Source organism: Rhizobium sp. LjRoot98, assembly GCF_964252935.1.
Taxonomy (GTDB): Bacteria; Pseudomonadota; Alphaproteobacteria; order Rhizobiales; family Rhizobiaceae; genus Pararhizobium.
The window spans coordinates 68,239-80,338 of record NZ_CAXUPW020000005.1 but is presented as its reverse complement, the minus strand read 5'-3'; the positions used below and the strand labels follow the sequence as shown (position 1 = coordinate 80,338).

Here is a 12,100-nt window from a genome sequence, read left to right as displayed (position 1 = left end):
ACTGAAAGAGACCGACGATGATCGACCTCACAGCACAACAACAGCTCGAATTCGAAGCCGCTGCTTTTCGCCGCCTCCTTTCCCATTTGCGCGAACGCAGCGATGTCCAGAATATCGATATGATGAACCTGGCCGGGTTTTGCCGCAACTGCCTGTCCAACTGGTATCGCGATGCCGCCAACGCTGCCGGCATCGATATGGACAAGGAACAATCCCGAGAGATCGTCTATGGCATGCCTTACGAGGAATGGCGGGCGCTCAACCAGCGGGAAGCGTCGAGCGAACAAAAGGCTGCCTTTGAAGCGAGCAAGCCAAAGGAATAACGGTCCTCATCGCCCGCTCAGGCCGGAAATCCGCCACATGTTACGCAATGTCACTTGACCTTAGCCGCACTTCGCGGCAGGTCACACCCTCACAAATTCAGTCCACCCTCATTGATATCCCCCAACAAGGAGAACACCATGTCGGATGCCCACGGCGTCGCACGCGACCAGCTTCGTTCGTTCATCGAGCGCATCGAACGGCTGGAAGAAGAAAAGAAGACCATCGCCGACGACATCAAGGATGTGTACGGCGAGGCAAAGGGCACGGGCTTCGACACGAAGATCCTGAAAAAGGTCATTGCCATCCGCAAGCAGGACAAGGACGAGCGCGCCGAACAGGAAGCCATCCTCGACACCTACCTCGCCGCACTGGGCATGATCGAAGCTCCAGACGCCGAGTAAAGCCGTCGGGGAAAATGGATGCCGCTGCAATCGAAACCGTTGCAGCATAAACACCGAAAAGGCCGGTCTCGACCGGCCTTTTGTCATTTTTGAACGCTCTATGAATTGAGCGACGAGAATCGTCTCACGCGGCTACTTCGCTGCCCTTGTCCCGGCGCGGCAGTTTCCAGCCAGGACGGATGAAATGGCAGGTATAGCCGTTCGGAATCCGCTCCAGATAATCCTGGTGCTCGGGCTCAGCCTCCCAGAAATCGCTGACAGGTTCCACTTCCGTTACCACCTTGCCCGGCCACAGGCCTGAAGCGTCGACATCGGCAATCGTTTCAGCCGCGACGCGCTTCTGCTCCTCGCTGGTGTAATAGATGGCCGAGCGATAGCTGGTGCCTCTATCATTCCCCTGCCGGTTTTCTGTCGACGGATCATGAATCTGGAAGAAGAATTCCAGGAGATCGCGATAGCTGATCCGCGCCAGATCGAAGGTGATTTCTATCCCTTCGGCGTGACTGCCATGATTGCGATAGGTCGCATTGCGGACATCGCCACCCGTGTAACCCACCCGGGTATCGATGACGCCGTCATAACGGCGAATGAGGTCCTGCATGCCCCAGAAGCAGCCACCGGCCAATACTGCGCGTTCGGTTGTCATCAGATATCCTCCACCTGTGCGAGATAGTCGCCATAGCCTTCCGCTTCCATCTCGTCACGCGGGACAAAACGAAGCGAGGCCGAATTGATGCAGTAGCGCAGTCCACCACGATCGCGCGGACCGTCGGTAAAGACATGGCCGAGATGGCTGTCGCCGTGGGCCGAACGGACTTCCACACGCACCATGCCATGCGATACATCGCGGAGTTCAGCGACATGGGCCGGTTCGATCGGCTTGGTAAAACTTGGCCAGCCGCAGCCGGATTCATACTTGTCGGACGACGCAAACAATGGCTCGCCCGAGACGATATCGACATAAATTCCCGGCTTCTTGTTATCATTGTATTGCCCGGTGCCCGGCCGCTCCGTGCCGTTCTCCTGCGTGACGCGATACTGTTCCGGAGACAGTTTCGCAATCGCTTCCGGGGATTTGCTGTACTTCGGCATTCGCACACTCCTTGTCCGTTTCAAACGGGATCATCTTTCCGGCCTTCCAGTGCATGCGTACCACGTCACGCAGAAAACTACAGCGAGCGGGGAAACGCGCAGCCAGCAAAAGAGATGACGGGGATATAGGAACGCAGGTGGGCTTTCGCCACAGGCGCAGGCGACAGAAACTCTTCCTCAGCCGCACATTTCCGTGATGCCGGCGGACCGATGCTACGGGGTCAAAATGCAAAAAGCCCGCTGTCGCCAGCGGGCTTTTCCTGATGTTTCACCAGTTGTTTCAGTTGGTGCTGAATTTCTTCACTTCCAGGAAGTTGACGGCGTTGCCGCTGAACCGGGCCGTGTCGGCGGAAACCGCTTCGTTCGAGAAGCCCGCCGAATAGACCGTCGTCGGCGAAGCGCGCAGCGCCTTGCTGACAAAGCGCGGTGCCTTGACCGGCTTGGACAAGGTCGCCATCCGGCCGTTGGTCAGAGCCCAGGAGGAAATGATCTGCTGCGTCAGCTTCGGCTCGGTCCGCACGGACGAACGGGTCGCTGCATCGGCCTCCTGTTTCTTCGGACGCTTGCCCTTGGCGGGCGCTTCGACATTGCCTTCAAAAGCGTCATCAAAGACTGTGGCGCGCGCTGCGGCACCCGATTGCGGCACGAACGCAGCCATTTCGACAGGCTGTTCCTTCTGCGTCGGCTGCGCCAGCGCAACGCGTGTCTGCGCTTCGGCTGCAGCTTCCACCGGCTGCTGTGCAAGAGCGACCGCCTGCGGCTGTACCCGTTCGGCAAACGACGGGATGGCAACATTGGCGTCGGCGACAGCCATCAGCGCTTCTTCGCCCGCAGGCCGCGCACCGGGAACCGGGACGAAGCCGAGAGCTGCGACATCTTCCGGCAACACCGCTGCATTCGGGTCGGTGGATGCCATCAGCGTATCGCTGCCTGCATCACCGTTCGCACCACGCTTGCCGAGCATCTGCGGCACTGGAATCTTGTAGGCGGTCAGATCCGCATATTCGCTCTCGGCCGTCACCGCCGGCGTCGGCAAAGCGGCAGCCCAGGCTTCCTGCGAGGTTTCCTTGGTCGGTGCAACCAGCGCCGTCTGAATGCCGGCATCGGCATCCCTGAAGGCCGGCCTTACACCGGGAACGGGAGCAGCGACAGCCTTCTGCTGGGCCTCTGTCTGTGCAACGGAATTCTCGACGCCAGGCAGAGCCTGTTCTGCCGCAGCAACCTGCGTGACCTTCGGCTTCGCAGCCGGCTGCTCGTCAGAGCCTTCGAGATCGGCATTGGCAATTGCGTTGGGTTCTTCATCCTCGTCGCCACCACCGCCAAACAGCATGGCAAACAGATTGCCCTTGCGCTTGGTGGTATCCTTATCGCCGGCACCCTTGGCGCCGCCGCCCGCGACTTCGATGCCGCTGGCGCCAACACGGCGCTTATAATCTGCAACAGCCAGTTCATAGCCCGGCAACGGCTTGCCGTCGGCCGGGACATGCAGGGTCTTGCCGTCGGGGAACAGCCGCACGAGTTCGTTGCGGTTCATGCGCGGCCAGGCGCGAACGCCGCCGACGTCCATGTGAATGAAGGGCGAGCCGGATGTCGGGTAATAGCCGACGCCGCCAACCTGGAACTTCATGCCGATTTCACGCACGGTCTTGAGCTTGACGTCAGGCAGATAGAAATCCATCGCCTTGCCGAGCATATGCTGGCTCTTCTTGGCCACACCCTTGGAGCGCGACCGCAGCATGCCGTTGGTGGCTGGCGAACGATAGGCCGAAACCACGTGAATATAATCGCGCGAACCGCTCTTCTGGTAAACTTCCCAGACAAGGTCGAGAAGACGCGGATCCATCTTCGTCGGCTCGTTGCGGCGCCAGTCGCGCAGGAAGCGGTTGATCTCCTGCAGACCCTTGGCGTCGTAGCGGCCATTGCGCTTGAAGGTGATCGACGCCTTTTCCTGGGTATGGATGAAATAGAGTTTGAGCGTCCGCGTCTGGCCCGCAGCCTCTACAGGAGGCGCAAAGCCAGGCGTGACCATGGAGGCTGCGATCAGAAGCGATGCGAGAACACGCGGCGCCTTACGGGCCGCCGCGGCGCAAAAGCGGGCTATCACGGAGCCGCTAGGCTTCTTGAATCCGAACAAATTTTGCAAACTCAATCCCCGTCCGACGGACAAAGCGTCCCGTGGCTGCTCAGATGACTGTCAATTGCGGTGACAGCATGGCAAATATGCCACAGTCATCGGTTATCCTTATAATATAGTGAATGGTTCACTAACAAGGTCTAAACGACAACAGCCAAATGCGACGGATCGTTACGGGTTGTTATCCCTGGTTTTACGCGGCCTCGCTGAACGGATCGTCCGGATTAATGCCATAATCCTTGAGTTTACGGTACAAAGTCGAGCGGCCAATGCCGAGTTTGCGGGCCACCTGGCTCATCTGCCCCCGGTAGAACTTCAACGCAAACCGAATCAGTTCCTCTTCCACATCGGCCAGCTTCCGCACATTTCCGCCATCATCGATGCTGGCGATCGCATTGTCTGGATGCTGATCCGGCGCCGAGTTGCGCAAATCCACCTTCTCGGCAGCGCTGAAATGCGGGTAGACCGGCGGCAGATAATTGGCCTCAGGGACTGTTCCCTTTGCCGGTCCGGTTTCCTCCCAGGTAAAGCCCGACTTCTCCGCGACGACATAGCCAGGAATCTGCGTAGCGATCTGCGGGAAGTCCTTCACCGTCAGTTCGGCACCCTCAGCAAGCACCACGGCCCGGAAAATCGCATTTTCCAGCTGGCGGATATTGCCCGGCCAGTCATAGGCGGTCAGAAGCGCCATCGCCCCACTCGACACCGAGAGCGGTGACGCCAGCCGCTGCTCCACTGCGAAGCGTTCAACGAACGTGCGCACCAGAACCGGAATGTCTTCCTTGCGCTTGCGCAGCGCCGGCATGGCAATCGGGAAAACGTTCAGCCGGTAATAGAGATCTTCGCGGAAGCGGCCTTCGCGCACCTCGTTGATCAGGTCCTTGTTGGTGGCCGAGATCAGCCGGACATTGACCTTCTGCGGATGACGGGCGCCGATGGTTTCGATCTCGCCCTGCTGGACAGCCCGGAGCAGCTTGACCTGGACGTCGAGCGGCAGATCGCCGATTTCGTCAAGGAACAGCGTGCCACCGTCGGCATCGGCAAACTTGCCGATATGCTTTTCGGTAGCGCCGGTGAAGGCACCCTTCTCATGACCAAAGAGAATGCTCTCGACCAGATTATGCGGAATGGCGCCGCAATTGACCGTGATGAACGGCTTGCCGGCCCGCTCGCTGGCATGCTGGATAGCCCGGGCGACCATTTCCTTGCCAACGCCGGATTCCCCTTCAAGCACGATCGGAATGTTCGACTGTGCAGCACGGCGCGCAAGATCCAGCACACGGATCATCGCCGGGCTTGCCGAGACGATATCGTCGAACCCGACCGTGCCGCTGCGCGACCGTTTTGCCGCGCGGCCGCTCTTGCCTTCGCGATGGTCCATCTTCAGCGCATTGGCGATCGCGACGGAAAGCCGTTCGGGCGATACGGGCTTGACGACGAAATCGAAGGCACCGGCCTGCATGGCGAGCACCACCGTCTCGATGCCGCCCTGCCCGGTCTGTACGACGACAGGTGTATCGATGCCGCGCTCGGCGATCGCCTCGAGAAAACCATGACCGTTCATTTCCGGCATCATCAGGTCGAGAAGGATAACACTGATCAGCCCGCGCTTGCGCTCCAGCAGTTCAAGACCGCTGCGGCCATTGTCGGCGAGATGGGCAATATGACCGAGACGCTCGATCATGTTCGTCAGCAGCCGGCGCTGAACCGGATCGTCATCGATGACGAGAATTTGGGATGTCATGAAGGCCTCCTGCTTTCCGCGTAGAACCCGATCGCCACATCATGTGCCGCATCGTGAGAAGCATTCCTGTCAGAAAGGCCTGAAAATCCTCTTTTGAGAAATGCTTGCATTTTATCCATTGCCGACGTTAGGTCATGGCCCCATATCCGATCTCTGCTTCGCCGCCCAAATCCGGGCCGGCATCGACAAAAAGAGTGACCGTCCATGCATCATTTCTTCGACTTCCAGACATCGTCGCGCATCGCGCTCGCCGCCTCGTCCAGCGGCGCACAGGCTGCCGAACTCGGTGACCTGCCCTCCTGGAAGCTGGAAGATCTCTACCCCTCGGCAACGTCGGCCGAATATCTTGGCGACCTCGAGAAGGCCGACACGTTGTCCAAGGCATTCGAGACCAAATGGAAGGGCAAGCTGGCCAATGCCGCAACGCTTTCCGGTGACGGCGGCATCGGCACTGCCGTGCGCGAATATGAAGTGCTGGAAGATCTGATGGGCAAGATCGGTTCCTTTGCCGGACTTACCTATTTCTCCGACACATCCAATCCGGCCAATGGCAAGCTGTATGGCGATGCCCAGGCCAAGCTCACCGACATGGCAAGCCATCTTCTGTTTTTTGCGCTGGAACTCAACCGGATCGACGACGCCGTCATCGACGCCGCGCTGGAGAACGATAAGCTGGCCGCCCACTACAAGCCCTGGATTGTCGATCTGCGCATGGACAAGCCCTATCAGCTCGACGACAAGATCGAGCAGCTGTTCCTTGAAAAGTCGATGACCGGTGCCAGCGCCTTCAACCGCCTGTTCGACGAAACCATGGCGTCACTGACCTTCGAGGTCGATGGCGAGACGCTGCCGCTCGAAGTGACGCTCAGCATGCTGCAGGAAGCCGATCCGGAGATCCGCAAGAAGGCGGCGGCAGCGCTTGCCAAGACCTTCAAGGACAATATCCGCACCTTCACGCTGATCACCAATACGCTCGCCAAGGACAAGGAAATCTCCGATCGCTGGCGCGGCTTTACCGATATCGCCGATAGCCGTCATCTGGCCAATCGCGTTGAACGCGACGTGGTCGATGCGCTCGCCGCCGCCGTTAAGGATGCCTATCCGCGTCTGTCGCACCGCTATTATGCGATGAAGGCAAAATGGCTCGGCATGGAACAGATGGAATTCTGGGACCGCAACGCGCCGCTGCCGGAAGCGCCGACGACGCTGATTCCCTGGAGCGAAGCCAAGGAGACCGTGCTGTCGGCCTATGGTGGCTTCGAGCCGGAAATGGCCGATATCGCCCGCCGCTTCTTCGATGGCGGCTGGATCGACGCGCCGGTTCGCCCCGGCAAGGCGCCGGGCGCCTTCGCCCACCCGACCGTGCCTTCGGCACATCCCTATGTGCTGGTCAACTATATGGGCAAGCCGCGCGATGTGATGACGCTCGCCCACGAGCTTGGCCATGGCGTGCATCAGGTTCTGGCCGGCGGCCAAGGCGCGCTGATGGCCTCGACACCGCTGACGCTGGCAGAAACCGCCTCCGTCTTCGGCGAGATGCTGACCTTCCGCGCCCTGCTCGACAAGACCAAGGACAAGCGCGAACGCAAGGCCATGCTTGCCCAGAAGGTCGAGGACATGATCAACACGGTCGTGCGCCAGATCGCCTTCTATGAATTTGAGCGCAAGGTTCACACCGCCCGCAAGAACGGCGAGTTGACCGCCGACGATATCGGCCAGCTTTGGCTGTCGATACAGGAGGAAAGCCTCGGCCCGGCCATCCGCATTTCAGAAGGCTACGAGACCTATTGGGCCTATATCCCCCACTTCATTCATTCGCCGTTCTACGTTTACGCCTATGCCTTCGGCGATTGCCTGGTGAACTCGCTCTACGCCGTCTACCAGAAGGCCGAAACCGGCTTCCAGCAGAAATATTTCGAACTTCTGAAGGCCGGTGGCACCAAGCATCACTCCGAGCTTCTCGCTCCGTTCGGGCTGGACGCCACCGATCCGTCGTTCTGGGCACAGGGCCTGTCGATGCTGGAAGGGCTGATCGATGAGCTTGAGGCGCTTGATAGGCAGGCATAATTCTTGAGCGGGAACTGGCGATGACAGGGTGCTTTGCGGATGCCGGCGTGGATCCTCGGGTCAAGCCCGAGGATGACGTTCCGTGCGCTTGGCTGATTGGAACCATGTTGCCGGAACTCCATAGGCACCCCCATTCTCCGTCATCCTCGGGCTTGACCCGAGGATCCACGCCGACACAAGCGTGAGCAGCATGACCGGCACCGGCCCCTATGTCCTTTTCCGGGACGACAGCGAAGACAGGACGACTGTCTTTGCCGAGCCCTCACGCGTCATCACCGCCCATACGAAGGCGGAGTTCTGGCGCGGACTGAAGGACATGGAGGCCGCCCACAAGGCCGGAAAGTGGTTGGCCGGTTTCATGAGTTATGAAGCGGGCCACCTGTTCGAACAGAAGCTTGCCCCCTTCGCCGAAGAAAACCGCCGTACGCCGCTGATGTCGTTCGGGGTGTTCGACGGTCCGGCGGAAGGGCATACGCTGGCGGAGCCTAGGCGCCGCGTCGAAAACGAGCCGTTCATCACCGAGCCGCGCGCCAGCTGGAATTTCGAGACCTACAAGCAGCGCTTCGACCGGCTGCACCAGCATTTGCGCCAGGGTGATTGTTACCAAGCGAACCTGACCATGCGGATTGATGCCCGCTGGAACGGCGATCCACTTTCCGCCTTCTGGTCGCTAATCGAGCGGCAGCCGGTCAAGTATGGCGCACTGGTTTCGCTCGGCGGCCCGATGCTTCTGTCGCGCTCGCCCGAACTGTTCTTCCGGGTCGACAAGGACGGCTGGATCGAGACGCATCCGATGAAGGGCACGGCCCGGCGCGGCGCGACGCCTGCAGAAGACGAAGCCCTGATCCGCGAAATGCGGGAGGACCCAAAGTCCCAGGCCGAAAACCGCATGATCGTCGATCTCCTGCGCAACGACATTTCCCGCATCGCCGAGGTCGGCACGCTCAATGTGCCGAAGCTGTTCGATATCGAGACCTATCCGACCGTGCACCAGATGGTCAGCCATGTGCGGGCAAAACTTTTGCCGGATATCGGCATCACCGAAATATTTGAAGCACTTTTTCCGTGCGGCTCAATCACCGGTGCGCCCAAAATGCGGGCAATGGAAATTCTGCACGATCTGGAAGACGGGCCGCGCGATGCTTATTGCGGCTCGATCGGCTTCATCGCTCCGGATGGCACGATGCGCTTCAACGTCGCCATCCGCACGTTGTCGCTGTTTCCGGACGGCGAGGCCATCTTCAATGTCGGCGGCGGCATCGTCTTCGATTCCACCGCCGAGGCCGAATATGAGGAATGCCTGCTCAAAGCCCGCTTTGCCGTCGGCGATACATGGATTGACCGATGAGCGATTTCTCGCTGATCGAAACCATGCGATGGGAGCCCGGCACCGGCATCGTCCGCCTGCGGCTGCATCTCGCCCGGCTGAAACGATCGGCGGGACGGCTGGGGTTTGCGGGGGCGGAGCAGGCAGCAGAGAAGCTGGCCGACATGCAGGGCGAAAACCTACCCCTCCGCGTCCGCCTGACGCTCAGTCCCGTCGGCGAGATTGCCGTCACCACCGCACCGTTCTCCCCGTTGCCCGAGGACACCATCTGGCGTGTCGCAATCGCTTCAACCCAACTCGATTCAACCAACACACTGCTGCGCCACAAGACCACCCGCCGGGAGATCTACGAAGCTGCGCGCGCCGAATATCCGGCGGCAGACGCGGACGAGGTCCTGTTGCTCAATGAAAAGGGCGAACCCTGCGAAGGAACCATCACCTCGATCTTTCTCGATGACGGCACCGGCATCCTGAAAACACCACCAATCTCCTGCGGCCTGCTGGCGGGCGTGCTGCGAACCGAGCTCATTTGCGCACGCCGCGCCCGCATCCAGCGCCTGACACTGGCCGACCTGCAAACCGGCACGCTTTACATGGGCAACTCGCTGCGCGGACTGATCCGTGCAGAACTCCAGCCGGAAAACTGACGCTATTCAGCGGGCGCCGACCGCCATCCGGTCACGGCCGGAATGCTTGGCATCGTAAAGGGCCGCATCGGCACGCGAATAGATTTCCTTTGCCGTCTCGCCCCGCTGCAGGGCGGCAATGCCGGCTGAGCAGGTGTAGGAAAACAAGGGAACCGACAGCAGCGGGCGGGCCGTGCGCACCGTTTCCAGCACCCGGGCGACGATCCACTCCCCTTCGGCCAGAGTCGTTTCCGGAAAGATCAGCATGAATTCCTCGCCGCCGATGCGCCCGAAGCAATCGTGCCGCCGGACGATCGGGTGAACCCGCCGGGCAAAGTCCAGAAGGATCTCGTCACCGGTCTGGTGGCCATAGAGATCATTGATGCCCTTGAAGAAATCGATATCGAGAATGGAAATGCAACCGCTGACGGGACCATGCTGCGGTTGGCTGCAGATCATCGCCTCCAGCTGCGTCATCATGTAACGGCGGTTGGAGATACCGGTCAGCTCGTCGGTTTGCGACGCCTTGAGCGCGAGGTCACGATCCTGCCGCAGGGTCCGTTCGTCGGCACGCAGATGCGTGATGTCATTGGCGATGCACAACATCCAGCCGCTGCGATTGACCGTCTCGGTCATCCAGAGCCAGCGGCCGTCGACCAGATCGGTCTCGAACGCCCTGAATGGCACCTTGCCGCGCCGCGACTGCGCGGAAACGACCCAGGCCTCGAAATCCGGCACGCTGATCACAGTGCCGAGACCAAGCGCATGATTGCGCCGCATCAGGTCCGGCCAGAGCGGGGTTTCCGTCTCATCCAGCGCAAAAGCTGAACGAAAAGCCCGGTTGGCATAACGCAGGCGATCCTGTTGATCGTAGAGCCCGATGAAGACCGCAGTATCATCCCGCAACGACGCCAGTCTCGCCTGTAAGTCATCCATCGCACTGATTCCGTTTCACCGCAGACACGGCGCCAACCATATCGTTCACCATGTCAAATTAATGCGGAATGTAAGACTTCCCCCTATGGGCAATCCTCATGCTTAACAAAACCTTTCCACATGTAGCAAAGCGAAACAATCCTTGCGCTGCAACCGGTAGCGCCGTTCCTCGATGAAAGACGGCCATTTCGAGGAACCCCGGAGGCTTCCTGACCCGAAACGCAAAAGGCCCTGCCGGTCGACAACCGGCAGGGCCTTTGATGGAGAAATGCCTGTTTACTCGGCGGCCGCCGCCGGCTTCAGCACACCGCGACGGATCTGGTCGGCCTCGATCGATTCGAACAGGGCACGGAAATTACCCTCGCCAAAGCCTTCGTCGCCCTTGCGCTGGATGAACTCGAAGAAGATCGGCCCAATCACGGTTTTCGAGAAGATCTGCAGCAGGATACGCGTCATGCCACCATCGACCACGCCCTCGCCGTCGATCAGAATGCCATGCTTCTTCATTTTTTCGATCGGCTCGTCATGGCCGTTCACGCGGGCATGCGACAGGTCGTAATAGGTTTCCGGCGGCCCCGGCATGAATTTCAGGTCGTTGGCGGCCAACTTATCGGTTGCCTCGTAGATGCCGTCGGTTCCAACGGCGATGTGCTGGATGCCCTCGCCCTTGTACTTGCGCAGATATTCCTCGATCTGGCTGGTATCGTCCTTGGACTCGTTCAGCGGAATGCGGATCTTGCCGCAGGCCGAGGTAATCGCCCGGCTCGTCAGGCCGGTGATGCGGCCATCGATGTTGAAGAAGTGAATCTGCTTGAAACCGAACAGTTCGCGGTAGAAATCCCACCACGTGTCCATGTTGCCGCGATAGACATTGTGGGTGAGGTGATCGAGATAATAGAAGCCGACGCCTGCTGGCTTTGGATTGCGTTCGCCGAGCCATTCGAATTCGGCCTCATAGGGCGAGCCTTTTTGGCCATAGGTATCGATGAAATAGAGCAGTGAGCCACCGATACCGACGATGGCCGGTACGTCCAATGCCTTGTCGGTGCCTTCATAGGGCGTCGCGCCTTTTGAGACGGCATGAGCGAACGCGTGTTTTGCATCCGAAACGCGCCAGGCCATGGACGGCGCACAGGGGCCGTGATCCTCGACGAAGCGCATGGCGTGGCTGCCGGGCTCGGCATTCAGAATGTAGTTGATGTCGCCCTGACGCCAGACGCTGATATCCTTGGAGCGATGCTTGGCAACGCAGGAATAACCCATGCGGGTGAAGAGTTCGCGCAGCTTTTCAGGCTCAGGATGGGCGAATTCAACGAACTCAAAACCATCGGTTCCGGCCGGGTTTTCAACAGTAATGCCGGTCGGCGCGGTATCATGCGGGAAGGGGCCCATCGTTCTCTCCTTTGAACGTCAGAATTTGGGGCCATGATGACGGAAACTCCGCGCATT

General features: G+C 59.8%; 11 protein-coding genes. 5 read left to right on the top strand and 6 right to left on the bottom strand.

The window, feature by feature from the left end:
* Positions 1-17: 17 nt before the first annotated feature.
* Both ACSQ3J_RS17190 and ACSQ3J_RS17185 read left to right on the top strand, forming a co-directional pair.
* Positions 18-323 carry a DUF1244 domain-containing protein gene (locus ACSQ3J_RS17190; protein ID WP_060506520.1) on the top strand — a complete coding sequence of 102 codons (306 nt, stop codon included), beginning with the start codon at positions 18-20 and terminating at the stop codon, positions 321-323.
* 138 nt (positions 324-461) lie between these two features.
* On the top strand, positions 462-725 hold the full coding sequence (locus ACSQ3J_RS17185; protein WP_037100007.1) for a DUF2312 domain-containing protein: 264 nt from the start codon (positions 462-464) through the stop codon (positions 723-725).
* A gap of 124 nt (positions 726-849) precedes the next feature.
* On the opposite strand, the gene msrA is transcribed toward ACSQ3J_RS17185, so the two are convergent.
* The 4 genes from msrA to ACSQ3J_RS17165 all read right to left on the bottom strand — a co-directional run bounded on the left by msrA (position 850) and on the right by ACSQ3J_RS17165 (position 5,695).
* Positions 850-1,371, bottom strand: a complete 522-nt coding sequence (gene msrA / locus ACSQ3J_RS17180; RefSeq protein ID WP_060506521.1) for a peptide-methionine (S)-S-oxide reductase MsrA — start codon at positions 1,369-1,371, stop codon at positions 850-852.
* Entirely contained in the window at positions 1,371-1,817 is a 447-nt protein-coding gene (msrB, locus tag ACSQ3J_RS17175) for a peptide-methionine (R)-S-oxide reductase MsrB (RefSeq protein ID WP_060506522.1), read from the bottom strand. The genes msrA and msrB overlap by 1 nt, the downstream gene beginning before the upstream one ends.
* Before the next feature lie 280 nt (positions 1,818-2,097).
* Positions 2,098-3,960, bottom strand: coding sequence for a DUF882 domain-containing protein (locus tag ACSQ3J_RS17170; protein ID WP_060506608.1), 1,863 nt, complete (start codon positions 3,958-3,960; stop codon positions 2,098-2,100).
* 184 nt (positions 3,961-4,144) lie between these two features.
* Positions 4,145-5,695, bottom strand: a complete 1,551-nt coding sequence (locus ACSQ3J_RS17165) for a sigma-54-dependent transcriptional regulator (protein WP_436039638.1) — start codon at positions 5,693-5,695, stop codon at positions 4,145-4,147.
* A gap of 204 nt (positions 5,696-5,899) precedes the next feature.
* On the opposite strand from ACSQ3J_RS17165, the gene ACSQ3J_RS17160 reads away from it, so the two are divergent.
* The 3 genes from ACSQ3J_RS17160 to ACSQ3J_RS17150 all read left to right on the top strand — a co-directional run bounded on the left by ACSQ3J_RS17160 (position 5,900) and on the right by ACSQ3J_RS17150 (position 9,736).
* Positions 5,900-7,762 (top strand): M3 family oligoendopeptidase, encoded by a 1,863-nt coding sequence (locus ACSQ3J_RS17160; RefSeq protein WP_060506524.1) that lies wholly within the window; start codon positions 5,900-5,902, stop codon positions 7,760-7,762.
* Positions 7,763-7,952: 190 nt separating this feature from the next.
* Positions 7,953-9,110: an aminodeoxychorismate synthase component I gene (locus ACSQ3J_RS17155; protein WP_060506525.1), complete on the top strand. Its 1,158-nt coding sequence runs from the start codon at positions 7,953-7,955 to the stop codon at positions 9,108-9,110.
* Positions 9,107-9,736: an aminotransferase class IV family protein gene (locus ACSQ3J_RS17150; protein ID WP_060506526.1), complete on the top strand. Its 630-nt coding sequence runs from the start codon at positions 9,107-9,109 to the stop codon at positions 9,734-9,736. The genes ACSQ3J_RS17155 and ACSQ3J_RS17150 overlap by 4 nt, the downstream gene beginning before the upstream one ends.
* Positions 9,737-9,742: 6 nt before the next feature.
* On the opposite strand, the gene ACSQ3J_RS17145 is transcribed toward ACSQ3J_RS17150, so the two are convergent.
* A complete protein-coding gene (locus tag ACSQ3J_RS17145; RefSeq protein ID WP_060511885.1) occupies positions 9,743-10,651 on the bottom strand; it encodes a sensor domain-containing diguanylate cyclase in 909 nt (302 codons plus the stop codon).
* A 276-nt stretch (positions 10,652-10,927) separates the two neighbouring features.
* Entirely contained in the window at positions 10,928-12,043 is a 1,116-nt protein-coding gene (gene hppD, locus ACSQ3J_RS17140; RefSeq protein WP_060506528.1) for a 4-hydroxyphenylpyruvate dioxygenase, read from the bottom strand.
* Positions 12,044-12,100: the final 57 nt, after the last annotated feature.

Coding starts and splice junctions, on each gene's coding strand:
- ACSQ3J_RS17165 (WP_436039638.1), bottom strand. CDS start 5,695: ATGACATCCCAAATTCTCGTCATCGATGACGATCCGGTTCAGCGCCGG.
- msrB (WP_060506522.1), bottom strand. CDS start 1,817: ATGCCGAAGTACAGCAAATCCCCGGAAGCGATTGCGAAACTGTCTCCG.
- ACSQ3J_RS17145 (WP_060511885.1), bottom strand. CDS start 10,651: ATGGATGACTTACAGGCGAGACTGGCGTCGTTGCGGGATGATACTGCG.
- msrA (WP_060506521.1), bottom strand. CDS start 1,371: ATGACAACCGAACGCGCAGTATTGGCCGGTGGCTGCTTCTGGGGCATG.
- ACSQ3J_RS17150 (WP_060506526.1), top strand. CDS start 9,107: ATGAGCGATTTCTCGCTGATCGAAACCATGCGATGGGAGCCCGGCACC.
- hppD (WP_060506528.1), bottom strand. CDS start 12,043: ATGGGCCCCTTCCCGCATGATACCGCGCCGACCGGCATTACTGTTGAA.
- ACSQ3J_RS17155 (WP_060506525.1), top strand. CDS start 7,953: ATGACCGGCACCGGCCCCTATGTCCTTTTCCGGGACGACAGCGAAGAC.
- ACSQ3J_RS17185 (WP_037100007.1), top strand. CDS start 462: ATGTCGGATGCCCACGGCGTCGCACGCGACCAGCTTCGTTCGTTCATC.
- ACSQ3J_RS17190 (WP_060506520.1), top strand. CDS start 18: ATGATCGACCTCACAGCACAACAACAGCTCGAATTCGAAGCCGCTGCT.
- ACSQ3J_RS17160 (WP_060506524.1), top strand. CDS start 5,900: ATGCATCATTTCTTCGACTTCCAGACATCGTCGCGCATCGCGCTCGCC.